Genomic DNA, 23,264 nt, shown 5'->3' on the forward strand with positions numbered 1-23,264 from the left:
CGCCACCCGACAAAATCAACGGCGCGATCTCACCACCTGATAACGACGGGTAAAATACTCAAACGGCGCGCTCCATACGTGCACCAGACGGGTGAACGGGAAGATAAGGAAGATCGTCATCCCCAGCACCAGATGGATGCGGAAGATCGGCGCTACGCCGCTCAGCATTTCTGATGAACCTCCCTTAAACGTCACGATCCCCTGCGCCCAGCCCACCAGCTTCATCATTTCACTCCCGTCAGGATACTGCGCGGAGAAGGGGATGGTGGTCAGCCCCAGGATGCACTGGATCAGCAAAATGCTCATGATGATGATATCCGGCGTGGTGGACGTGGCGCGCACGCGCTGATTGAACAGGCGGCGGTAAAGCAGCATTGACCCGCCAATTAACGTCAATACGCCACACACCCCGCCAGCCATCATCGCCAGCTGCTGCTTAACCGCGACGGGTAAAAACCAGGCGTACATCCAGTGCGGGGTTAACATGCCGAACAGGTGTCCGAAGAATATTCCCAGGATCCCGATATGAAACAGGTTAGAGCCCCAGTTCATGCCGCGTTTGCTGAGCATCTGGCTCGACGAGGCGCGCCAGGTGTACTGCCCGTAGTCGTAGCGCAACCAGCTGCCGAGGAAAAAGACGGTGGCACAGATGTACGGGTAAATGTCATAGAAAAACACGTTCAGGTAATGTGTCATTTTGGGCCTCCGGCGCTGACGTCCACGTACTGAGGCGCGACGTCCTGGCTAAAGCGTCGTTGATATTGCTGCATCGGCGAGCTGTCGCACGATGTGGCGTTGTCTTCGATAAACTTGACCTGTTCCTCTTCCCATACGGCGTCCAGCGCCTGACGGGTATCATCCCGTTTTTCACCGGACACCTGTTTCGCCACGCTGTCGCTGGAAAGCCGCGTTTCCGCCAGCGCCAGCAGGGCGTCAAACAGCTGGTAATGCGCCACGCCACGCTGCTTCAGGCGTCCCCCAATCAGCGCCAGGATCGGCGCGACGTTTTGCAATCCTTCGCGCGCTTCGTCGTCGGTGACGATACTGAGGTATTCCAGGTAGAGCGGCAGGTAGTCCGGCAGCTCGCGGCAGTCCAGCTGGAGCCCGGCTTTCTCGTACTGGCTCATCAGGTCGACCATCGCCTGACCGCGATCGCGGGACTCCGCGTGAACGTGCTCGAACAGCAGCAGCGACGTCGCGCGACCGCGCTCAAAAACCTCGCACCACTCGGCCTGTTTATCCAGCAGCGGGGCGTTCAGGTGCTGCCGGGTAAACGGCAGCAGCATGGGGGCGTCCTGCTCAATCAGCGAAAGCGCTTCGTCACGGCTTTCCCACAGGGTTTCATCGGGATACTCGATCAGCAGCGCGATGATTTTGAGGATTTGCATTATTCTCCCTCCCCGTGTTCGCGCACCTCGGTGATGTTGATCGCGTCAATGCGGCTGCTGTTGAAGAGGTTGAATTTGGTGTCGGAGCCGTGGCAGCCGTCGCCAAAGGTGAAGCCGCAGCCGTTTTTCTCCGGGAAGGCGTCGCGCGCCATTTCGCGGTGGCTGGTCGGGATCACGAAGCGGTCTTCGTAGTTAGCAATTGCCAGGTAGCGGTACATCTCTTCAACCTGCGCTTCGGTCAGGCCCACTTCTTCAATGGCGCGGGTATCGGTTACGCCTTCCACGGTCTGGGAACGTTTGTAATGGCGCATCGCCATCATGCGCTTCAGGGCGCGCAGCACCGGGCCGGTATCGCCCGCGCTGAGCATGTTCGCCAGATACTGTACAGGAATGCGCAGGCTCTCTACGGCAGGCAGGACGCCGTCGCTCTGCGGCAGGCCGCCGGCGTCCGCGTAGGACTGGATCGGCGACAGCGGCGGCACGTACCAGACCATCGGCAGGGTGCGGTATTCCGGGTGCAGCGGCAGGGCGAGCTTCCAGTCCATCGCCATTTTATAGACCGGCGAACGCTGGGCGGCGTCAATCACGTTCTGCGGAATACCCTGCTTCAGTGCTTCTTCAATGACCGCCGGGTCGTTCGGGTTCAGGAACACGTCGCACTGGCGCTCGTACAGATCGGTTTCATGCTCGGTGCTGGCCGCCTCTTCAATGCGGTCCGCGTCATACAGCAGCACGCCGAGGTAGCGGATGCGCCCGACGCAGGTTTCCGAGCATACGGTCGGCTGGCCGGACTCAATGCGCGGGTAGCAGAAGATGCATTTTTCTGACTTGCCGCTCTTCCAGTTAAAGTAGATTTTCTTGTAGGGACAGCCGCTGATGCACAGACGCCAGCCGCGGCATTTGTCCTGGTCGATCAGCACAATGCCGTCCTCTTCGCGCTTGTAAATCGCACCGCTCGGGCAGGTGGCGACGCAGCTCGGGTTGAGACAGTGCTCGCACAGGCGCGGCAGGTACATCATGAAGGTGTTTTCAAACTGGCCGTACATCTCTTTCTGGATCTTCTGGAAGTTACGGTCACGGGCGCGCTTTTCGAACTCGCCGCCCAGCAGCTCCTCCCAGTTTGGTCCCCAGACGATTTTATCCATTCGCTTGCCGTCAATCAGCGAGCGCGGCCGGGCGGTAGGGAGGTGATCGCCCTCCGGGGCGCGGTGCAGATCCTGATAGTCAAAGGTAAAGGGCTCATAGTAATCGTCTATCTGCGGCAGGACGGGGTTAGCGAAAATTTTCGACAGTACGCCCATCTTGCCGCCGAGGCGCGGCGTCAGCTTGCCGGTAATGCCGCGGATCCAGCCGCCTTGCCACTCCTCCTGATCTTCCCAATTTTTCGGGTAGCCGATGCCCGGTTTGGTTTCGACGTTGTTAAACCACGCATACTCCATCCCTTCACGCCCGGTCCAGACGTTCTTACAGGTGACCGAGCAGGTGTGGCAGCCGATGCATTTATCGAGATTCAGAACCATGCCAACCTGTGAGCGTATTTTCATTTTTTCGCCTCCTGTACCTGATCCCGACCTTCGCCATCCAGCCAGTTAATGTTTTTCATTTTGCGGATCATGATGAACTCGTCGCGGTTAGAGCCGACGGTGCCGTAATAGTTAAAGCTGTACGCCAGCTGGGCGTAGCCGCCGATCATGTGCGTCGGTTTCGGGCAGACGCGGGTCACCGAGTTGTGGATCCCGCCGCGCCGTCCTGTCACCTCTGAGCCCGGGATGTTCAGGATGCGCTCCTGGGCGTGATACATCATGGTCATGCCCGGCGGCACGCGCTGGCTGACCACCGCGCGGGCGGTGAGGGCGCCGTTGGCGTTGAAGGCTTCGATCCAGTCGTTGTCCTCAATGCCCAGCTCGCGGGCGTCGGTTTCGCTGATCCAGACAATCGGCCCGCCGCGCGACAGGGTCTGCATCAGCAGGTTTTCGCTGTAGGTGGAGTGGATGCCCCATTTCTGGTGCGGCGTCAGGAAGTTGAGCGCTTTTTCCGGGAAGCCGTTCGGCGGGATCTCGCGCATATGGCTGACGCTGCGGGTGTCAATCGGCGGACGGTAGGCTACCAGGCTTTCCCCGAAGGCGCGCATCCACGGATGATCCTGATACAGCTGCTGGCGGCCCGAAAGGGTACGCCACGGGATTAGCTCGTGGACGTTGGTATAGCCCGCGTTGTAGGAGACGTGCTCGCTCTCAAGACCGGACCAGGTCGGGCTGGAGATGATTTTGCGCGGCTGCGCCTGAATATCGCGGAAGCGGATCTTCTCGTCTTCTTTATTCAGCGCCAGATGGGTGTGGTCGCGCCCGGTCAGTTCGCCGAGCGCTTCCCAGGCCTTCACCGCCACCTGACCGTTGGTTTCCGGCGCCAGGGCGAGGATCACCTCGGAGGCGTCGATCGCCGTTTCAATCAGCGGGCGACCTTTCGCCGGACCGCCGGGCTTGACGTAGTTCAGCTTGCCGAGGAAATCGACCTCGTTCTGCGTGTTCCACGATATGCCTTTTCCGCCGTTGCCGAGCTTGTCCATCAGCGGGCCGAGCGAGGTGAAGCGTTCGTAGGTTTCCGGGTAGTTACGCTCGACGACCGCAATGTTTGGCGCGGTTTTGCCGGGGATCAGGTCGCATTCGCCTTTGCGCCAGTCCTGAATATCAAACGGCTGGGAGAGCTCCGCCGGCGAGTCGTGCTGCAGCGGCTGCAGCACCACGTCGGTTTCGGTGCCCAGATGCCCGACGCAGACCTCGGAGAAGACTTTGGCGATGCCTTTGTAGATCTCCCAGTCGCTGCGGGACTCCCACGCCGGGTCGACGGCGGCGGAGAGCGGATGAATAAACGGATGCATATCCGAAGTATTCATATCGTCTTTTTCATACCAGGTGGCGGTGGGCAGGACGATATCCGAGAACAGACAGGTGCTGGACATGCGGAAGTCGAGCGTCACCAGCAGGTCGAGCTTGCCCTCGATGGCGGCGGTCTGCCACTCCACCTCTTCGGGCTTCACGTCGTCGGTCGAGCCGAGATCCTCGCCCTGAATGCCGCTTTCGGTGCCGAGCAGGTATTTCAGCATGTACTCGTGGCCTTTTCCGGACGAGCCGAGGAGGTTAGAGCGCCAGACGAACAGGTTGCGGGGATGGTTTTTACCGTTGTCAGGCTGCTCGCAGGCGAAACGCACGTCACCCGATTTCAGCCCCTGCACGGTGTACTCCTGCGGCGTCATGCCCGCCGCTTCAGCACGGGCTTTAACGTGCAGCGGGTTCAGGTTGAGCTGCGGGGCCGACGGCAGCCAGCCCATGCGCTCGGCGCGGACGTTGAAGTCGATCAGGTGGCCGGTGAATTTCGAGGCGTCCGCCAGCGGGGAGAGCAGCTCCTGCGCGGTCAGCTTCTCATAGCGCCACTGGCTGGCGTGGTTGTAAAAGAAGGAGGTGCTGTTCATCTGGCGCGGCGGGCGGTTCCAGTCCAGCGCGAAGGCCAGCGGTAGCCAGCCGGTCTGCGGGCGCAGCTTCTCCTGGCCCACATAGTGGGACCAGCCGCCGCCGCTCTGCCCGACGCAGCCGCAGAAGACCAGCATGTTGATCATTCCGCGGTAGTTCATGTCCATGTGGTACCAGTGGTTCACCCCGGCACCCAGAATGATCATCGAACGACCGTGCGTTTTGTGCGCCGTATCGGCAAACTCGCGGGCGATTTTTTCTATCAGATACGCGGGCACGCCGGTAATCTGCTCGCCCCAGGCGGGCGTATAGGCCTTAATCTGGTCATAGCTTTCTGCGGCGTTGCTGTCTTCCAGACCGCGATCGAGACCGTAGTTAGCCAGCACCAGATCGTAAACGCTGACCACCCGTTTCTGGCTGCCGTCGGCGAGCGTCAGGGTTTTGCTCGGCACGCGACGCGTCAGCACCGGCTCCTGCTTCACGCTGCGGAAATGCGGGTTTTCGTTGCCGCCAAAGTAGGGGAACGCCACATCGGCAACGCTATCGTGGGTAATCAGCAGGGAGAGGGTCAGCTCGGTTTCATGGCCTGCGGCCTGCGGCTCCAGGTTCCATTTGCCTTTTTCTCCCCAGCGGAAACCAATCGATCCGTTTGGCACCACCAGGTTCCCGGCAATATCAAAGGCGACGGTCTTCCATTCCGGGTTATTGGCTTCCCCCAGCCCGTCAACCAGGTCCGAGGCGCGCAGCATCCGGCCCGGCACGACGCGGCCGTCCGCCTGCTCGTCCAGCAGCACCAGCATCGGCATGTCGGTGTAGCGACGGCAGTAGTTGAGGAAGTAGTCGCTGGGGTTATCGAGGTGAAATTCTTTGAGGATCACGTGGCCCATCGCCATCGCGAGGGCGCTGTCGGTGCCTTGTTTGGGCGCCAGCCACTGGTCACTCAGCTTCGCGACCTCCGAGAAGTCCGGCGTGATGGCGACGGTTTTGGTGCCTTTGTAGCGTACTTCGGTGAAGAAGTGGGCGTCTGGGGTACGGGTCTGCGGCACGTTCGAGCCCCATGCAATGATGTAGCTGGAGTTGTACCAGTCGGCGGACTCCGGCACGTCGGTCTGTTCGCCCCAGGTCATGGGGGAGGCAGGGGGGAGATCGCAGTACCAGTCATAGAAGCTCAGGCAGGTGCCGCCCAGCAGGGAAAGATAGCGCGTGCCGGCGGCGTAGGAGACCATCGACATCGCCGGGATAGGGGAAAAACCGGCGACGCGGTCCGGGCCATAATTTTTGATGGTCCAGACGTTGGCGGCGGCGATCAGCTGGTTTAGCTCTTTCCAGTTCGAGCGGATAAACCCGCCGTGTCCGCGCGCGCGCCTGTAGCTCTGCGCTTTTTGTGGATCGCTCTGGATGGCGTCCCACGCCAGGACCGGATCGTGATGCTGGGCCAGCGCCTCGCGCCAGAGCTCAATTAACTTGCGGCGCACCAGCGGGTATTTGAGACGGTTGGCGCTGTAGAGATACCAGGAGTAGCTCGCCCCGCGCGGGCAGCCGCGCGGTTCATGGTTGGGCAGGTCGGGGCGGGTTCGGGGATAGTCGGTTTGCTGCGTCTCCCAGGTCACCAGACCGTTTTTGACGTAAATTTTCCAGCTACAGGAGCCGGTACAGTTCACGCCGTGGGTCGAGCGCACAATCTTGTCGTACTGCCAGCGCTGGCGGTAGCTGTCCTCCCAGTCGCGGTTGGTGTGATACACCTGCCCGTGCCCATCGGCGAAACTGTCGCCTTTTGTTTTGAAGTAGCGGAAGCGGTCCAACAGTTTGCTCATGACATTTCTCCTGCTTCGATAGCATTGCCGGAGGGTGCTGCATCACGCTCCGGCTAAGAGGTCGTTATTATTTTTGTGCGGATTTGCGGCCATACACCAGCCAGGTAACGAGCACGCAGACGATGTAAAACACGAGGAACACCTTCATGGCGCCGACCGGCGATCCGGTCATCGCCAGCGAGGTGCCAAAGGCTTTGGGGATGAAGAACCCGCCCACGGCACCGATGGCGGAGATAAAGCCCAGCGCGGCAGCGGTCTCGGTCACCGCTTCATGCTGCGCCTGTTCGTCCGTTCCGCCCTGCTGCTTCACGCGGGTAAGGGTGATCTGCCGGAAGACAATGGCAATCATCTGGAAGGTGGAGCCGCTGCCCAGCCCGGCGGTGAGGAACAGCCCCATAAAGACCAGGTAGAAGGCGATAAAGCTGCCGGAGCCCGTGCCGGGCAGGGTCAGGAAGATCAGGGCGCTGAACGCCGCCATAAAGATGAAGTTCACGAGCGTGACGCGTACCCCGCCCAGCCTGTCGGAGATCATCCCGCCCGCGGAACGCGCCAGCGCGCCAATCAGGGGACCAAAGAAGGCGAGGTGAAGGATATTCACGTCGGGAAACTGGGTTTTTGACAGCATGGCAAAGCCTGCCGAGAAACCGATAAACGAGCCGAAGGTCGCGAGATAGAGCAGGCTCAGCAGCCACAGGTGAAAGCGTTTTAGCACCGGGAGCTGGCTGGCGATAGAGGCTTTAGAGCTGGCGATATCGTTCATGCCAAAGAAGGCGGCAAGGGTGGCCAGCAGCAGCAGCGGAGCCCAGATCCAGGCGGCATTCGCCAGCCACATCGTGGAGCCGTCATCCTGCGGTACGCCCTGCACGCCCAGGAAGGTAAACATTGGCAGGAAGATCACTAGCGGCGCGATCAGCTGCATCACGCTGACGCCCAGGTTTCCCAGCCCGCCGTTAATACCGAGCGCGCTACCCTGTTTTGCCTTGGGGAAGAAGAAGCTGATGTTGCCCATGCTGGAGGCAAAGTTAGCGCCGGCAAAGCCGCAGAGCAGGGCAATCACGATAAAGACCCAGTAAGGCGTCGCGGTGTTCTGAACGGCAATCCCCAGCCAGACGCAGGGAATAATCAGGATGACGGTGCTCAAAACCGTCCAGTATCGTCCGCCAAATATCGGCACCATAAACGAGTAGGGGACGCGCAATATCGCACCGGAGAGAGAAGGCAATGCCGTTAGCATAAAAAGCTGGTCAGTGGAGAAAGTAAATCCGATTTTATTCAGGTTGACGGCAATCGCGCTAAATAACATCCATACGCAGAACGCTAGCAGCAAACAAGCGACTGAAATCCACAGGTTTCGCCGCGCGATATGTTTTCCTTTATTCTCCCAAAATTGCGTATTTTCCGGTTTCCAGTTACTCAACAGATGCGGATTACTCTTCTCACTTTGTTGTGACATATCACCCTCTTGCTCGCCAAGATGAAGATAAAAAACAAATGAAAACAAACGGATAGTTGTAGGTGTGTTGACTGGTTTATTGGATGTTTTTGGATACAACTGAAAGGATAGATAAAAAAACGAACCCTTGAGTTTAGAAAGGAAATAAGGGTTCGCTTAATATGTTACTAATTGTAAGCGCAGCGGTAAATAATACTCCGTCAGGAGTATTAACCCAATTCGAGGGAAATCAGCTTGTCGAGATGCTTATTAAGCGCTGCATCGTCCATTCCGGGCATATTTAATATGGTAATCCCGTCGAGCCCGCAAACCAGCCCGATCAAACGCCAGGCAATATTTTCTGCGCGGTCGGTAAGCGTAAAGGCACTGGACTCCGCCCCGGCGCGGATAATCGCCACGGTCTCCTGATGCCACATCTCCATGGTCAGGACATACGCCGCTTTGATTTCGGGATCCCGGCTGGCGAGGATTTGCGCTTCCCGCCACAGGCGAATGTAGGGTTCAAACCCGCCGTCATCGCTGCCGAGCATGTTGTGCAGCCGCTCGCGCCAGCTGGCGTTTTCACCCAGCATGTCGGCATCCAGCAACTCGCGGATCAGACGCACAAAGGCCAGCGATTTTAGCTCGCCGCCGGAGGTGAAGTGGTGGTGAACCTGACCGGTCGCGACGCCGGCTTCAGCGGCAATGCGCCGCACCGTCATGGCCGCCAGTCCTTCGGCCAGCGCCACGCGCATGGCGGCCTGCAGGATAGCTTCCCGCCGTTCATCCTTGCTCAGATATGGCATGTTTACTCACTCTCAATGGGAACGAAACGAGTGTAACAAAAAGCTGGACACTCGTTCAACTTTACGTAGGATCGCATTCTGGACATGTGTCCATGTTTAAAAAGAAAAGGAAATTTATGTTTCGTCAGTGGTTAGCGTTAGTGATTATCGTGCTGGTGTATATCCCGGTGGCGATCGACGCGACGGTGCTGCACGTGGCGGCGCCGACATTGAGCATGACGCTGGGTGCCAGCGGTAATGAATTGCTGTGGATCATCGATATTTACTCGCTGGTGATGGCGGGTATGGTGCTGCCGATGGGCGCCCTGGGTGACCGCATTGGTTTTAAACGACTGCTAATGATTGGCAGTACGCTGTTTGGCCTGTCGTCCCTGGCGGCGGCGTTTGCCCCGTCGGCCGGATGGCTGATTGCGGCGCGCGCCTCGCTGGCGATCGGTGCGGCGATGATCATCCCGGCTACGCTTGCTGGGATCCGTACGCTGTTTGTCGACGCGCGGGACCGTAATATCGCGCTTGGCGTCTGGGCGGCGGTCGGTTCCGGCGGGGCGGCGTTTGGTCCGCTGATCGGCGGTATGCTGCTTGAGCATTTCTACTGGGGATCGGTGTTTTTGATTAACGTGCCGATCGTGCTGGTGGTGGTTTCGCTGGCCGCGCGTTTTGTGCCGCGTCAGCAGGGCCGGCCGGAGCAGCCGCTGAATATCAGTCATGCCGTCATGCTGATTGTGGCGATTTTGCTGCTGGTCTACAGCGCCAAAACCGCGCTAAAAGGCGCGCTGTCGCCGTGGCTGGTTGCCTCCGCGCTGGTGACCGGCTCGGTGCTGCTGTTTGCCTTCGTGCGTATTCAGCTTCGCGCTCGCGTACCGATGATCGACATGCGCCTGTTCTGCCACCGCATCATCTTGAGCGGCGTGGTGATGGCGATGACAGCCATGATTGCCCTGGTCGGCTTTGAGCTGCTGATGGCCCAGGAGCTGCAGTTCGTTCACGGCTTTACGCCGTTTGAAGCGGGCATGTTCATGCTGCCAGTGATGGTCGCCAGCGGGTTCAGCGGACCGATCGCGGGCGTGCTGGTTGGGCGTTTGGGGCTACGCATCGTCGCGGCCGGCGGAATGGGGCTCAGCGCCGTCAGCTTTATCGGACTGTCGATGCTCGACTTCAGCACGCAGCAGTGGCAGGCGTGGGGGCTGATGGTGCTGCTTGGCTTCAGCGCCGCCAGCGCGCTGCTGGCCTCGACCTCCGCCATTATGGCTGCCGCGCCGAAAGAGAAAGCCGCCGCCGCAGGGGCGATTGAAACCATGTCCTATGAGCTGGGGGCCGGGCTGGGGATCGCCATTTTTGGCCTGCTGTTGACCCGCAGCTTCTCGGCGTCGATTGCGCTGCCGCAGGGGCTGAATGCTTCTCTCGTCGACAAAGCCTCGTCATCCATCGGTGAGGCGATGAAGGTGGCGCAGGATCTGACCCCGACCCTGTCGGAGTCGGTCATTGAGGCGGCGAAAAGCGCGTTTATTACCTCGCACAGCGTGGCGCTGGGCAGTGCGGGCGGTATGCTCCTGCTGCTGGCCGTTGGGATTTGGTTCAGCCTGGCGAAGATCAACCCTCGGTAAATAGCGCAGCAAAACCGGGCTGGCGGTTGGCGCGGGTAGGGCAGATGGGCTATGTTTTTTAAAGGATTATCTGACTCTAGCTGGAAAATATGAGCCCGCGCCACAGCAGTGAACCGTCTCAACCCTTCTCCCGGCTAACCCTGCTTGCAGGCGGTGCGCTGGGCGTCGTTTTTGGCGATATCGGCACCAGCCCGCTTTATACCTTCAGAACGGTGCTTTCGCTCTCTGAGCATGACCCGACGCCCGGGGTCATACTGGGCCTGCTCTCCCTGATTACCTGGACACTCATCCTGGTGACATCCATAAAATATGCCGCCTTCGCCATGCGAATTGATAATCATGGCGAGGGCGGCATCATGGCCCTGATGTCGCTTCTGGTGGAAAAAGGGAAAGGCGGACGCTGGGTTATTTTTGCCGCCCTTATCGGCGCAGCGTTGATTTACGGTGACGGTGCGATTACCCCGGCAATCTCGGTGCTTTCCGCGCTGGAAGGGCTGGAGATGGTCATTCCTGAATCGCAGCCGTACATATTGCCCCTCACGGTCGCGGTTCTGCTGGCGCTGTTCCTGATCCAGCCTTTTGGGACCGCCCGCATAGGGAAGATATTTGGCCCGGTGATGGCGCTGTGGTTTCTGGCGATTGCCGCGCTGGGCGTCTGGGGCATCATTCAACACCCTTCGGTGCTGTTGGCCCTGAACCCGGCTTACGGCATCGCGTTTTTGTTCTCGAACGGGTACACCAGCTTCCTGGTTCTGGGCGGCGTTTTTCTCTGCGTAACGGGGGCCGAGGCCCTGTATGCCGACATGGGGCATTTCGGTAAAAAGCCGATCTGGCTTGCCTGGTACGGCGTCGTTTTTCCGTCCCTGCTGCTCAACTATGCTGGCCAGTCGGCACTGATTCTGGCGGGTGCCGACAGCAAACAAAATCTCTTTTACCTGCTGTGCCCGCCGGTGCTGCAGGTTCCGCTTATCGTGCTTGCCGCGCTGGCAACGATCATCGCCAGTCAGGCGATTATTACCGGCGCCTTTTCCATGACCCGCCAGGCCATTCAGCTTGGCTGGCTACCGCGATTACGCATTAAACAGACTGCGGCGGAGAGCTACGGTCAGATCTATATCGGGACAATAAACTGGCTGCTGATGGTGGTGACCATCGGTCTGGTCGTGTTCTTCAAATCCTCCGATAAGCTTGCCGCCGCGTACGGCATTGCCGTGTCGTTAACCATGCTGATGACAACGGGGCTGCTGTTTGTCGCCATGCGGGAAATATGGCGCTGGAGCCTGGTCAGCAGCGCGGTCATCGCCTTCTGTTTCTTCGTGGTTGATGCCACCTTTTTATTTGCCAACCTGATTAAGGTCCTGGAGGGCGGCTACATTCCGCTCCTGATGGCGGCCGCCATTTGTACGGTGATGCTGATCTGGCACCGCGGCGTTCGGGCGGTCTCCGCGTCGGTGGGCGAGAAGGGCGTCAGCGTGGATGCGTTCTTTGCCCAGCTTAAGCAAAAGACGGTGCCCAGAGTGGCGGGCGCCGCCGTATTTTTGACCCGTACCCAGCACAATATCCCGCCGGTGATGCGCTGGCACGTCGCGCGAAACCGGGCGCTACAGCAGGATGTGTTGTCGCTGACCATTGATATTCTCAACGTGCCCTACGTCGGAGAAGAACAGCGCATCAGCGTGGAGCAGCGCGCGCCGGGCTACTGGCACGGCGTGGCGCAGTACGGCTTTATGGAACACCCGGACATCCCGCGCTTGCTGCAGGGCGTCAGCGAGATTAACGCGCTGTTTGCCACGGATGACGCCACCTGGTATGTCGGGCATGAAACCATTGTGGCAGGCGAAGGCGGGGCCGGAATGGCGGCGTGGCAACGGCACATTTTTGCCTTCATGAAGCGCAACTGCACGCACGTCATCAACCATTACCACCTTCCCAGCGATCGGGTTGTCGAAATCAGCCGGCGCGTTGCCGTATAGCGCCGCGCCTATTTCTCCTGGGCCGCGGAGAGAACGCTGTGTAACAACACGTTCGCCCCTTTCTCCGACCATTCCGGGTGGATCCTCTCCGCTTCGTTATGGCTTATGCCTTTCACGCAGGGGATAAATATCATGCTGGCAGGCGCAATCTTGCTGACGTAGCAGGTGTCGTGTCCCGCACCGGAGACCATCGGCTTCGACGAATAGCCCAACTCCGCCACGGCCTTCTCCGTGCGGGCCAGGCATTCAGCATTAAACGCGATGGGCGCATAGTCAAAAATGCGTTCAACGGCAGCCGCCACGCCGCGCAGGCTCAGGCTTTCAGCTACCTTATGCAGCGCCGCTTCCATGGCTATCAGCGCCTCCTGCGAAGGATGGCGAAACTCCACGCTGCATACCACGCGAGACGGCACGACGTTGCGCGAGTTCGGCGTAACCTGCGCCATACCGATCGTCGCGCGTCCGTCTGGGGCATGCCGATAGCCAATCTCTTCCACCTTCAGCGCCAGCTCGGCGAAGGCGGTCAGCGCGTCGCGGCGGCTGTGCATCGGCGTCGTTCCTGCATGGGCGGCAAAACCGTCCAGCGTCAGGGTAAACCAGCGCTGGCCCATTGCGGCGCGGACGAGCCCGATATCCAGACCTTCATCTTCCAGAATCGGGCCCTGTTCGATGTGCAGTTCGTAGCAGGCGTGAACCGGAAACGCGCGAGCCGGGATGTCACCGCGATAGCCGATTGCTTCAAGCGCCTCGCGGACCGTGACGCGCTTGCTGTCCATCCGGGCGTAAGCAAACTCCTCGGTAAGCTGGCCTGCCCAGACGCCTGAGGCGAGCATGGCTGGCGCAAATCGCGCGCCTTCTTCGTTAGTCCAGTTCACCAGCACAATGTCGCGTTCTGTCTCAACGCGATGGTCATTGAGGGTGCGCAGCAGCTCCAGCCCGGCCAGCACGCCGTAAACACCGTCGTAGTTGCCCCCCAGCGGCTGGGTATCCACGTGCGAGCCGGTCATGACCGGCGCGAGCGCCGGGTTTTTCCCCGCGCGACGGATAAACATGTTGCCCATGCTGTCGACGTCGCAGGTAAAACCCGCCTCCTGCGCCCAGTCGCGCAGCAGGTTACGCGCAATACGATCTTCCTCGCTCAGCGCCAGGCGAGTCACGCCCCCGGCGGGCGTGCCGCCGATCTGCGCCATCATCTCAAGCGTTGACCACAGTCGTTCGACGTTGACGCGGATCATGGCTTGTCCTTAGTGCTGCGGTAGCGGAAATCACAGCACGGGCCGCCCTGCATGATGGTGGAGGTGCGGGTCAGCTTCACGTCCGGCGCATAGCCCACGATGAACTTTTCATCGCGCGCGCAGGAGAGCAGGTGGCCAATTTCGCCCAGCCCCATCTCGTGGTACATCTCCGCGTAGCGGCAGCGGGTAACGTTATAGTTGTACTGCTGGTCGTCGGCGTCGATCACCTTCACGTCCAGGGCGTTATCTTTCTCCCACAGATACTGCAGGGCGATAAAGCTTTTGACGTCCGCGCCGTTGGGCTCTTTGCTGGCAAACGCTTTGCCAGCGTCAATCGCGGCCTGCTCAATGGCCTCGCCAATCACCGCCTGGGCGCGGGTTTTCCCTATCTCGCGCACCAGGATTTCATAAATTGGCTTAATAATTTCTGCTTCAATTTTGCGGCGGGCGAGAATGCCCAGCTCGTTATTATCACTCATCACATTGCCTCGCTGCGTTACTTCGCTTTTGCGCCGCCCAGCACGGTCTGCGGCTGCCATTTGCCGTCGACAACCTTGTAGACCGTGAACGACGGTGATTTCAGGTTGCCCTCTTTATCAAACGCGATCTCTCCCGTAACGCCGGAGTAGCTAATGGCGCGCAGGGCGGGCAGGTAGCCGGACGGCTCCACGGTGTCTGCTTTTTCCATTGCCGCCACCAGCACGCGGGTGGCGTCATAGGCGAACGGGGCGTGCAGTTCGATATGGGTGTGGTAGCGGGCCTGATAGGCCTGTTCAAACGCTTTGCCGCCCGGCATCTGGTCAACCGGCAGGCCAGGCTCCAGAGCGACAACGCCTTCTCCCTCTTTTTGCGCCAGCTGCAGGAACGTCTGGCTGACGAATCCGCCTGCGCCCATCAGCGTGGCATTCATGCCCAGCTGTTTGATGCGGCGCGCCAGCGGTGCGGCCTGGCTGTCGACGCCGCCGAAGAAGATCAGATCGGCATTCTTACTGCGAATCGCGGTCAGCACGGCGCTGAAATCGACCGTTTTGTCATCCACGTACTGACGATCGACAATCTTCACGCCCTGTGCTTCAAGCGACTTAATAAACTGGTCCGCCAGACCCTGACCAAAGGCGGTACGGTCGTCGATCACCGCAATGCGTTTGGCCTTCAGGGTATTCACCGCGTACTGACCGGCGAGCTGGCCGCCGTCGTCGTCGTGGCCCATCACGCGGAAGCTGGTGTCAAAACCCTGTTGGGTATACGCGTGACCGGTCGCGACCGGTGCCACCTGTGCGATGCCCGCATCGTGGTAAACGCGGGCCGCTGGAATGCTGGTGCCGGTGTTCCAGTGACCCACCACGCCCGCCGCGCCGCTGTCGACCAGACGCTGCGCGACGGCCACGGCGGTGCGCGGGTCGGACTGATCGTCTTCGGACTGCAGCTTGAAGGTCACCGCCTTGCCGCCGATGGTCGGGTGCTGCTTGTTGATGTCATCGATAGCCAGCTGTGCGCCGTTTTCCAGATCTTTACCGATACGGGCAGACGGGCCGGTGAGCGGGCCCGCCAGGCCGATAACCACGGTTTCGCTGTCAGCGGCCCACGAGGACGTTGAGGCAAAACCACCGAGCAGAATAGCGGCGCTGAGCGCACTGATTTTTACTGTTTTCATTGTATTTCCCTGATGTTGGCTGGTGTTGTTAAACGGGCATTTCGCCCAAATAAATCTGTGCAATCTGGTCGTCATCGAGCATCGCTTTCGACTGACCGTGATGAACGATGCTGCCGCTGTCCATCACCCACGCGCTGTCGGTGACCTCCAGCGCCAGGCGGGCGTTTTGTTCAATAAGCAGCAGGGCGACGCCGCGCTCGCGCAGGCCGGCGATAACGGCAAAAATGTTTTCGACCATCTTCGGGGCGAGGCCCATCGACGGTTCGTCGAGGATCAGCAGGCGCGGCTGGCTGAGCAGGGCGCGGTTAAGGGCCAGCAGCTGCTGCTCACCGCCGGACAGCAGACCGGCAAGCTGGTGCTGGCGCTCGCCCAGACGCGGGAAGCGCTCGAAAATGGCATTCATTTCGCGCTTAACCGTGACAGTGTCACGCCTGAGCCAGGCGCCCATCTGCAGGTTTTCCAGTACCGTCATGCGGGAGAAGATCCCGCGGCCCTCCGGGACCATCACCAACCCGTCGCGAAGCAGGGCGTCGGGGCCGTGTTTGCGTACCGCTTTACCGTTAAATTCAATGCTGCCGCTGAAGCTTTCCAGCCCGGTGATGGCGCGCACGGTGGAGCTTTTTCCCGCGCCGTTAGCGCCGATCAGCGTCGCCTGTTCGCCCTCGTGCAGGGTAAAGGAGACGTCGCGTACTGCCTGAATGCCGCCGTAATGCACGTCCAGACGTTGGACCTTAAGTAATTCAGACATGGGCGTTGCCTCCAAGCCAGGCGGCGATCACAAGAGGGTCTCGACGCACGCTTTCCGGCGTGCCGCAGGCGAGCGTTTTGCCGTAATCCAGCACCGTCAGGCGATCGCAGATGCCCATCACCAGCTTGACGTCATGTTCAATCATCAGCAGGGTTTTGCCGTCATCGCGGATGCGGATGAGCAGCTCGCCGAGCGCCACTTTTTCCGCCGCGTTCATTCCGGCGGCGGGCTCGTCCAGCGCCAGCAGGAGCGGATCCGTTGCCAGCGCGCGGGCGATTTCAAGGCGACGCTGGTGACCATAGGCCAGATCGCAGGCGCGATAGTGGGCGAACTTCGCAATGCCGGTATAGTCTAGCCAATGCCAGGCCAGCTCGCGGGTCTGCTGCTCTTCCGCGCGGGCGCGTTTGTGACGGCTCAGCGCGGCCCACAGGCCGTTGCGGGTGCGCACGTGGCGGCCGACCATCACATTTTCCAGCACCGACATGTCGTTAAAGAGGCGCACGTTCTGGAAGGTACGGGCAATTCCGGCGGCGGTGACTTTTTCAATCTGCTTCGGGAAATAGGGCTTATCGGCAATCGAAAACTCGCCGCTGTCCGCCGGATAAAGCCCGGTGATCAGGTTAAAGCAGGTGGTTTTTCCCGCCCCGTTGGGGCCGATCAGCCCGTAGATCTCGCCCTTGTTTACGGTAATCGACACATCATCCACGGCAGTCAGCCCGCCGAAGCGTTTTGACATATGGCGTACGGTTAACAGACTCATGCCTTCACCTCCTTGTGGCGTACCGGCCAGATGCCGGAAGGACGCACCAGCATCACCAGCACCAGCGCCAGGCCGTAGAACAGCTGACGTAACACTTCCGGGTCAATCAGCACCGAACCGAACAGCGCCTGCTGAACCGGGGCCGCCTGGCTGCGCAGCAGCTCCGGCAGGGCGGTGAGCAGTACCGCGCCGAGGATCACGCCCGGAATGTGCCCCATACCGCCCAGCACCACCATCGCCAGCACGGCGATGGATTCCTGTAACGTGAAGGATTCCGGGGAGACAAAGCCCTGAAACGCGCCGAAAAGTGCGCCCGCCACGCCGCCAAAGGAGGCGCCCATCGCGAAGGCCAGCAGCTTATAGTTACGCACGTTGATGCCCATCGCGCGGGCCACATCCTCATCTTCACGAATAGCGTGCCAGGCGCGGCCAATACGGGAATGTTGCAGGCGCAGGCAGACGAAAACGATCGCGATAATCACCAGCATCAGCAGGTAGTACCAAAGCCACAGGGCGGGGACTTTTACGCCGAACCAGTGATAAACGCCGCTGAACTTAAGGCCGAACAGGTTAAGCGTATCTACCCCTGTAATGCCTTTTGCACCGTTGGTGATGTTCACCGGGCGATCGAGGTTACGCATCAGGATGCGGATAATCTCCCCAAAGCCGAGGGTCACTATCGCCAGATAGTCTCCACGCAGCTTCAGCGTGGGGGCGCCCAGCATAATGCCGCAGACGGCCGCCACGAGCGCGGCCAGCGGAATGATGAGCAGATAAGAGGTGTGCAGCCCGTCCGGGAACCAGACGCCGAGGATCGGGAACACCTCCAGCAGGTGTGGCGACGCCATCAGCGCCGCGAGGTAGGCCCCGACCGCGTAAAAGGCGATAAAGCCCATGTCCAGCAGGCCGGTGTAGCCGACCACAATGTTGAGCCCCAGCGCCAGCATGATGTAGAGCAGGGCGAAGTCGATGACGCGCACCCAGTAGTTGCCGCCAAGCTGCGTGGCCACCACGGGCGCAACCAGCAGCGCGAGGCAGAATAACGTCATGCCGGACCAGAACTTGCGCGTCGTTGCCGGAGCCTGGAGTTGAAGAGTTGTCATAGTGTCCCTTACGCTCTGTTTGCCACGCGCTCGCCCAGCAGGCCTGCCGGACGGAAGACCAGCACCAGAATCAGCACGATGAACGCAAAGACATCCTGGTAATTGCTGCCGAATACGCCGTGGGTCAGTTCACCCAGGTAGCCCGCGCCCAGCGCTTCGATAATGCCGAGCAGGATCCCGCCAATCATGGCGCCACGAATGTTACCAATGCCCCCCAGCACGGCGGCGGTGAAGGCTTTGATCCCGGGCAAAAAGCCCATCGAGAAGCTGGCGTTGCCGTAGTTGCTTGCCATCATGACGCCTGCCAGCGCGGCAAACGCACCGCCAATGGCAAACGTCAGGGTAATGATGGCGTTCGGGTTGACGCCCATCAGCGTGGCCACGCGCGGGTTTTCCGCCACGGCGCGCATGCCGCGGCCCAGGCGGGTGTATTCCACCAGCAGCCACAGCCCGGTCATCACCGCAAGCGCCAGCGCCACGGTGACAATGCCGGTGACGGTCACAATCGCGGGCGGATGCATTTCACTTCCCGACGTAACGGCAATCGGATCCATGGGCAGGATCTGCGGGAACATCAGCGGGTTGCGCGTCCAGATAATCATCGCCACGGTTTGCAGCAGAACCGAGACGCCAATACCGGAGATCAGCGGCGCCAGACGCGGGGCGTTGCGCAGGCGGCGATAGGCAAAGCGCTCGACGGCCATGGCCAGCAGGGCGCAAACGGCCATCGACACCGCCAGGGCAACGCCGAGCTGCAACAGCAGCGGCATGTGCGGGAAGGCGGCATTCAGGGCGTTAATGACGGAGAGCGTGGTGAGCGCGCCGACCATCAGAATATCGCCGTGAGCAAAGTTAATAATGCGCAAAATGCCATACACCATGGTATAGCCCAGCGCGATCACCGCGTAGATGCTTCCCAGCATCACGCCGTTGATCAGTTGTTGTATGAGTGTATCCAACGTTTGTACCCGCAAAGTGCTCTTTCTGCGGCTACCATCCAATAAATGAATTAAATTGTAAAATACGCATCTATTATTTCTTATGATAAATAAATATTGTTTTATCTTTATGATTTATATAAAGATAATGAAAAGCTGTTTTTGGGTAAAAAGCTTAAAGAAATCAACATATGAATAAAATAGAACAATCGGTTGGGCTGTCTGCGTATGCAGAAAGTCGCCTTGCAAACGATCCGCCGCTTCGGGCCGTGCGTGCCTTTGAGGCCATAGCCCGGCTGGGCAGCGTCACGCTGGCCGCGCAGGAGCTGGCTATCTCTCCGTCGGCCGTCAGCCATCAGCTCAAGGTGCTCGAAGGGTATCTGCAAATGCCGCTGACGGAGCGTCAGGGGCGCAGGCTGGTTCTGAGCCAGCACGGGCGTGAATACTACCGCTCGATCCGCGCGGCGTTTAACGTGCTGCGCCAGGCGACGGAGCATCTGGCGGAGCAGGCGCAAACGCGCCAGGTCACCATCAGCCTGATCCCGCTTTTTGGCATGGGATGGTTTATCCCGCGTTTGCCTGCGTTCATGCGTGCCAACCCGCAAACCGAGATCAACGTGGTGTATGCCAACCACCGTAACTATCTGAGCGACGCGTCGGACATGTCGATTCGTTTTGGTAACGGCCAGTGGGCGGGCTATCAGAGTGAAAAGCTGATTTCCGGACAGATGGTGCCGGTGTGCAGCCGCGCGTTTTTGCGCGTGCATGGCCATATCGACACCCCTGAGCAGCTGCTGCAAATGCCGCTGCTGCACGATGAAGAGCGTACCAGCTGGCCGCAGTGGTTTCAGTTGCAGGGGGTAAAACGTTCTCTGCGGCGCAGCGGCCCCCTGTTTGAAGACGGGCTGTTGACGCTGGCGGGCGTGCAGGCTGGTCTGGGCTGCGCGCTGATGCGTGAGCCGCTGATTGCGCCTTATCTCGAAAGCGGCGAGCTGGTGAAGATATTCGACTCACCCATTGACGACGGACGCGACTATTACCTCTGCGTACGTGCCGATTCAGAGATGACCGAGGACGGTAAGCTGCTGCAAAACTGGCTTCGTCGGGCGGCAGGCGTTGAACCGCTTACGGCGTAAGCAGGCACTGTTTATCCAGCGCTTCAATTTCCGAACCGCTGTAGCGCGCGTATTGCCCGGTCAGGCCAAAAAACGCAGGTTGGGTTTCGGTGTAGATTTCCGCGGCGAGCACCAGCCGGCGTCGCTCATCTTCGCCCATCTCAAGCAGCGTCCAGGGAATGAAATAGCGCGACGTTGAGGTCAGTTTGAACCACAGCGGGCAGCCGCAGCCGGGACAGAACCAGCGTTCGCCGCGCGCCGATGACGCGAAATGAGAAGGGGCGATGGAGTCTTGCTCAAGAAGCGGTTCGCCCTGCGGCTCAAGATACATGGCAATGCCGCCCGACCACTTCTGGCATTGGGTGCAGTGGCATGCGTATACGTCAAAATTGTTGAGGCTCACGCTGAACTGACTCATTCCGCACAAGCAGCGTCCTTTGAATATGTGCATGGCGTACTCCTTTTTGACGCCAGAAATCCGTATAAAAAAAGCCAGCCACATGGGCTGGCCTTTTATCGTGACAAATCTTAGAACTGGTAGGTCAGGCCTACAGCTACGATGTTGTCGGTAGCAACGCCAGTTGCTTTGGTGAAGCTGTTGTCGTCAACCAGGTTGATTTTGTAATCAACATAGGTAGACATGTTTTTGTTGAAGTAGTAGCTCGCGCCAACGTCAACGTATTCAACCAGATCCTGGTCGCCGTATGAACCCAGGTCTTTACCTTTGGATTTCAGGTAAGCGATGGATGGGCGCAGGCCGAAGTCGAACTGGTACTGAGCAACAACTTCAAAGTTCTGAGCTTTGTTCGCGATATAACCGTCACCGAAGTTGGTCATGTTGCGGGTTTCAGAGTAGGTAGTTGCCAGGTAGATGTTGTTCGCATCATATTTCAGGCCAGCAGCCCATACTTCTGCGTTCTCACCGCCAGCGTTAACGGTGTTAGCGACGCGACCTGCAGCAACCTGACGGTCAGTACGGTCAGATTTCGCGTAGGTTGCACCAACGCCGAAGCCGTCCATTTCATAGGTAGAAGACAGACCCCAGCCGTCACCGTTCGCTTCGGTGATGTCATTACGGTCGTTTTTACCCTGGTACTGAGCGGCAACGTTCAGACCGTCAACCAGACCGAAGAAGTCGGTGTTACGGTAGGTTGCAACGCCAGTCGTACGGCCAGTCATAAAGCCATCGGTCTGGGTCCAGGTATCGCCACCGAACTCTGGCAGAACGTCAGTCCACGCGCCGATGTCGTAAGCAACACCGTAGTTACGACCGTAGTCGAATGAACCGAATTCGTTGAATTTCAGACCCGCGAATGCCAGACGGGTTTTGTTGCCGTCAGCGCCCTGAGATTCAGAACGGTTGCCTTTGAACTCATATTCCCACTGGCCGTAACCGGTCAGCTGATCGTTGATCTGAGTTTCGCCTTTGAAGCCCAGACGAACATAAGTTTTGTCGCCGTCGTTATCAGTATCATCAGAGAAATAGTGCAGACCTGTTACTTTACCGTACAGATCCAGCTTGTTACCGTCTTTGTTATAAACTTCAGCTGCGTTTACAACGCCTGCTGCCAACATGGAAGTCACTGCCACTGCAACTAATTTAAGTTTCATCTTAAATATTCCTTATAATTTTCTTAGGTATTTCCTGAGCCACTTTGAACAATTTCTAAACGAGGCTAATCGTCAATGGCATGCTATTTTTAAAAATCTTGTAGTCCTATTTCAATAATAAGTTTCAAATTATTAGTAATAATTTCAGTTAGTGTGATCGAGATCGGGTAAATGACGGTGAAATGGCGTGAATTGGTGAATATTCATTCAATTTTTTGCGTGATTGATTGCCAGTAATATAGTTGCGGTGTGGTTTTATAAAAAATGGTAATTATCGGTATTTTCGTTCTTTTTGTGGGGTCGGAGTGGCAATTCAAGCCGTAACACCTTGTTTTAAACCTTTAATGTACGGAATTTCCGTTCTATTAAATGAAATAAACAGAAACACACTATTGCACTTTGTGCTATTAAGATCGTGAGTATTCGCAAGTAACTAATCACGCACCGGTGTCAATTTGTGTCAATGGGAGTGAATGGAAATTTACGAAAGGACGCTAATATAAACAGAATCTAAACACACGCTCTACTGGCCTGACGAATATTTTGGCGTGCGCTCACATATTAAATTTATGTTAATTTTTTGCTGTCGGGTAATATTTATCCCGACAGCAAAACTGGCATTATTTTCTGGTGGCGTACCAGCAAAGTAACGACCCGGCGCAGACCATCAGCGCGCCTTGCCAGAATGCGAAGGAGAGTGGGGAATTCAGCACTGCGGCGGCAAGCGCGGCTGAGAGGACCGGGGTGAAATAGGATACGGCAGCCAGTACCGTGACGTTACCGTGAAGGATGCCAATATTCCATGCGGCATAACCAAACCCAAGGGCTACCCCGCACATCACGAGTTTTACCACCACCGGAAGCGTGAACACCATATCGGGCTGATCGCTGAGGGCATATTTCACCCAGAGACTCAGCGCTGTCAGCAAAACAAACAGGGTGATACCGTTTTGCCCTTTCGCAAATTTACTGGTTACGGTGCAGTAGGCCGCCCAAATAAATGCCCCGGCGAATGCCAGCGCATAGCTCAGCGGACTGGACACGATATTGCGGGTGATTTCATCAAGATGTAACCCCTGTTCGCCCCCTAATACCCAGCAGACGCCCAGCAGCGAGATGGCTAATCCGGGGATCACCCACAGGGTAGATTTTTGACCATTGAACAAAATGGCAAACACAATCGTCAGGCTTGGCCAGAGGTAATTCACCATACCGACTTCAATGGCCTGAGCGCGCGTTGCGGCATAGCCCAGCGACAGCGCCAGGCATATTTCGTAGCTGACAAATAAAACGCTGCCAGCAATAAGATACCGGGGCGAAAACCGCCTGATATCAGGAAATCCTACGGTTACCAGACACAGTAATCCGCTGAGGGTGTATATCATCGCCGCGCCGCCTACAGGCCCCAGCCCTTCGCTCACGCTGCGAATAAGGCCGACCATGGTGCTCCATAACAGTATCGCCGCCAGCCCAATAAGCGTTGCTCTCTTTCTGTCCATGTCGTTGCCATTGCAATAAAAATCAGAGGGAAAATGTAGCGCATTCATCCTGACGCTGTCGCGAATTATTCTCTTAAGCCGTTAATCAAAAAGGGGTATTTAACCGTACCGGAGGTG

At 58.4% G+C, this 23,264-nt stretch carries 19 protein-coding genes; 3 read left to right on the top strand and 16 right to left on the bottom strand.

From position 1 onward, the window contains the following. Positions 1-15: 15 nt before the first annotated feature. From narI to ABR39_RS20170, 6 genes are all read right to left on the bottom strand, one after another. A complete protein-coding gene (gene narI / locus ABR39_RS20145) occupies positions 16-696 on the bottom strand; it encodes a respiratory nitrate reductase subunit gamma (protein WP_047348394.1) in 681 nt (226 codons plus the stop codon). After that, entirely contained in the window at positions 693-1,388 is a 696-nt protein-coding gene (gene narW, locus ABR39_RS20150; RefSeq protein WP_047348395.1) for a nitrate reductase molybdenum cofactor assembly chaperone, read from the bottom strand. The genes narI and narW overlap by 4 nt, the downstream gene beginning before the upstream one ends. Next, positions 1,388-2,932 carry a nitrate reductase subunit beta gene (narH, locus tag ABR39_RS20155; protein ID WP_047348396.1) on the bottom strand — a complete coding sequence of 515 codons (1,545 nt, stop codon included), beginning with the start codon at positions 2,930-2,932 and terminating at the stop codon, positions 1,388-1,390. The genes narW and narH overlap by 1 nt, the downstream gene beginning before the upstream one ends. Further along, positions 2,929-6,669, bottom strand: a complete 3,741-nt coding sequence (locus ABR39_RS20160; protein WP_047348397.1) for a nitrate reductase subunit alpha — start codon at positions 6,667-6,669, stop codon at positions 2,929-2,931. The genes narH and ABR39_RS20160 overlap by 4 nt, the downstream gene beginning before the upstream one ends. Positions 6,670-6,736: 67 nt before the next feature. Beyond that, a complete protein-coding gene (locus ABR39_RS20165) occupies positions 6,737-8,122 on the bottom strand; it encodes a NarK family nitrate/nitrite MFS transporter (RefSeq protein ID WP_047348398.1) in 1,386 nt (461 codons plus the stop codon). Between the two features lie 209 nt (positions 8,123-8,331). Then, positions 8,332-8,907 (bottom strand): TetR family transcriptional regulator, encoded by a 576-nt coding sequence (locus ABR39_RS20170; RefSeq protein ID WP_047348399.1) that lies wholly within the window; start codon positions 8,905-8,907, stop codon positions 8,332-8,334. Between the two features lie 116 nt (positions 8,908-9,023). Here ABR39_RS20170 and ABR39_RS20175 point away from each other — a divergent pair, with 116 nt between their 5' ends. Together ABR39_RS20175 and ABR39_RS20180 are read left to right on the top strand one after the other, a co-directional pair. After that, positions 9,024-10,511 (top strand): MFS transporter, encoded by a 1,488-nt coding sequence (locus ABR39_RS20175; protein WP_047348400.1) that lies wholly within the window; start codon positions 9,024-9,026, stop codon positions 10,509-10,511. Positions 10,512-10,600: 89 nt separating this feature from the next. Next, positions 10,601-12,484 (top strand): potassium transporter Kup, encoded by a 1,884-nt coding sequence (locus ABR39_RS20180; protein ID WP_047348401.1) that lies wholly within the window; start codon positions 10,601-10,603, stop codon positions 12,482-12,484. 8 nt (positions 12,485-12,492) lie between these two features. On the opposite strand, the gene ABR39_RS20185 is transcribed toward ABR39_RS20180, so the two are convergent. Genes ABR39_RS20185 through ABR39_RS20215 form a run of 7 tightly spaced genes read right to left on the bottom strand, consistent with a single transcriptional unit; the run spans position 12,493 to position 18,943 of the window. Beyond that, a complete protein-coding gene (locus ABR39_RS20185; protein ID WP_047348402.1) occupies positions 12,493-13,719 on the bottom strand; it encodes a Zn-dependent hydrolase in 1,227 nt (408 codons plus the stop codon). Continuing rightward, the gene (locus ABR39_RS20190) at positions 13,716-14,198 is read right to left on the bottom strand and encodes an L-2-amino-thiazoline-4-carboxylic acid hydrolase (RefSeq protein ID WP_047348403.1); all 483 of its coding nucleotides are present in this window, start codon (positions 14,196-14,198) and stop codon (positions 13,716-13,718) included. The genes ABR39_RS20185 and ABR39_RS20190 overlap by 4 nt, the downstream gene beginning before the upstream one ends. Positions 14,199-14,215: 17 nt before the next feature. Further along, a complete protein-coding gene (locus ABR39_RS20195; RefSeq protein WP_047348404.1) occupies positions 14,216-15,373 on the bottom strand; it encodes a branched-chain amino acid ABC transporter substrate-binding protein in 1,158 nt (385 codons plus the stop codon). 28 nt (positions 15,374-15,401) lie between these two features. Further along, positions 15,402-16,121 (bottom strand): ABC transporter ATP-binding protein, encoded by a 720-nt coding sequence (locus ABR39_RS20200; protein WP_047348405.1) that lies wholly within the window; start codon positions 16,119-16,121, stop codon positions 15,402-15,404. After that, complete coding sequence (locus ABR39_RS20205) at positions 16,114-16,881, bottom strand: ABC transporter ATP-binding protein (protein ID WP_047348406.1); 768 nt, start codon at positions 16,879-16,881, stop codon at positions 16,114-16,116. Before ABR39_RS20205 ends, ABR39_RS20200 begins: the two co-directional genes overlap by 8 nt. Next, on the bottom strand, positions 16,878-17,984 hold the full coding sequence (locus ABR39_RS20210) for a branched-chain amino acid ABC transporter permease (protein WP_047348407.1): 1,107 nt from the start codon (positions 17,982-17,984) through the stop codon (positions 16,878-16,880). The genes ABR39_RS20205 and ABR39_RS20210 overlap by 4 nt, the downstream gene beginning before the upstream one ends. A gap of 8 nt (positions 17,985-17,992) precedes the next feature. Beyond that, complete coding sequence (locus ABR39_RS20215) at positions 17,993-18,943, bottom strand: branched-chain amino acid ABC transporter permease (protein WP_047348408.1); 951 nt, start codon at positions 18,941-18,943, stop codon at positions 17,993-17,995. Between the two features lie 170 nt (positions 18,944-19,113). Between ABR39_RS20215 and ABR39_RS20220 the strand changes: the two genes are divergently transcribed. Continuing rightward, positions 19,114-20,058, top strand: coding sequence for a LysR substrate-binding domain-containing protein (locus ABR39_RS20220; protein WP_047348409.1), 945 nt, complete (start codon positions 19,114-19,116; stop codon positions 20,056-20,058). On the opposite strand, the gene ABR39_RS20225 is transcribed toward ABR39_RS20220, so the two are convergent. The 3 genes from ABR39_RS20225 to yddG all read right to left on the bottom strand — a co-directional run bounded on the left by ABR39_RS20225 (position 20,048) and on the right by yddG (position 23,147). Next, positions 20,048-20,488 (bottom strand): GFA family protein, encoded by a 441-nt coding sequence (locus tag ABR39_RS20225; protein ID WP_023311941.1) that lies wholly within the window; start codon positions 20,486-20,488, stop codon positions 20,048-20,050. The two genes, ABR39_RS20220 and ABR39_RS20225, sit on opposite strands and share 11 nt — an antisense overlap. A gap of 77 nt (positions 20,489-20,565) precedes the next feature. Next, complete coding sequence (gene ompC / locus ABR39_RS20230) at positions 20,566-21,648, bottom strand: porin OmpC (RefSeq protein WP_047348410.1); 1,083 nt, start codon at positions 21,646-21,648, stop codon at positions 20,566-20,568. Between the two features lie 620 nt (positions 21,649-22,268). After that, positions 22,269-23,147: an aromatic amino acid DMT transporter YddG gene (yddG, locus tag ABR39_RS20235; RefSeq protein ID WP_047348411.1), complete on the bottom strand. Its 879-nt coding sequence runs from the start codon at positions 23,145-23,147 to the stop codon at positions 22,269-22,271. Positions 23,148-23,264 lie beyond the last annotated feature (117 nt).

The sequence above is a fragment of the Enterobacter genomosp. O genome, from assembly GCF_001022965.1.
GTDB lineage: Bacteria > Pseudomonadota > Gammaproteobacteria > Enterobacterales > Enterobacteriaceae > Enterobacter > Enterobacter cloacae_L.

Coding starts and splice junctions, on each gene's coding strand:
- narI (WP_047348394.1), bottom strand. CDS start 696: ATGACACATTACCTGAACGTGTTTTTCTATGACATTTACCCGTACATC.
- narW (WP_047348395.1), bottom strand. CDS start 1,388: ATGCAAATCCTCAAAATCATCGCGCTGCTGATCGAGTATCCCGATGAA.
- narH (WP_047348396.1), bottom strand. CDS start 2,932: ATGAAAATACGCTCACAGGTTGGCATGGTTCTGAATCTCGATAAATGC.
- ABR39_RS20160 (WP_047348397.1), bottom strand. CDS start 6,669: ATGAGCAAACTGTTGGACCGCTTCCGCTACTTCAAAACAAAAGGCGAC.
- ABR39_RS20165 (WP_047348398.1), bottom strand. CDS start 8,122: ATGTCACAACAAAGTGAGAAGAGTAATCCGCATCTGTTGAGTAACTGG.
- ABR39_RS20170 (WP_047348399.1), bottom strand. CDS start 8,907: ATGCCATATCTGAGCAAGGATGAACGGCGGGAAGCTATCCTGCAGGCC.
- ABR39_RS20175 (WP_047348400.1), top strand. CDS start 9,024: ATGTTTCGTCAGTGGTTAGCGTTAGTGATTATCGTGCTGGTGTATATC.
- ABR39_RS20180 (WP_047348401.1), top strand. CDS start 10,601: ATGAGCCCGCGCCACAGCAGTGAACCGTCTCAACCCTTCTCCCGGCTA.
- ABR39_RS20185 (WP_047348402.1), bottom strand. CDS start 13,719: ATGATCCGCGTCAACGTCGAACGACTGTGGTCAACGCTTGAGATGATG.
- ABR39_RS20190 (WP_047348403.1), bottom strand. CDS start 14,198: ATGAGTGATAATAACGAGCTGGGCATTCTCGCCCGCCGCAAAATTGAA.
- ABR39_RS20195 (WP_047348404.1), bottom strand. CDS start 15,373: ATGAAAACAGTAAAAATCAGTGCGCTCAGCGCCGCTATTCTGCTCGGT.
- ABR39_RS20200 (WP_047348405.1), bottom strand. CDS start 16,121: ATGTCTGAATTACTTAAGGTCCAACGTCTGGACGTGCATTACGGCGGC.
- ABR39_RS20205 (WP_047348406.1), bottom strand. CDS start 16,881: ATGAGTCTGTTAACCGTACGCCATATGTCAAAACGCTTCGGCGGGCTG.
- ABR39_RS20210 (WP_047348407.1), bottom strand. CDS start 17,984: ATGACAACTCTTCAACTCCAGGCTCCGGCAACGACGCGCAAGTTCTGG.
- ABR39_RS20220 (WP_047348409.1), top strand. CDS start 19,114: ATGAATAAAATAGAACAATCGGTTGGGCTGTCTGCGTATGCAGAAAGT.
- ABR39_RS20225 (WP_023311941.1), bottom strand. CDS start 20,488: ATGCACATATTCAAAGGACGCTGCTTGTGCGGAATGAGTCAGTTCAGC.
- ompC (WP_047348410.1), bottom strand. CDS start 21,648: ATGAAACTTAAATTAGTTGCAGTGGCAGTGACTTCCATGTTGGCAGCA.
- yddG (WP_047348411.1), bottom strand. CDS start 23,147: ATGGACAGAAAGAGAGCAACGCTTATTGGGCTGGCGGCGATACTGTTA.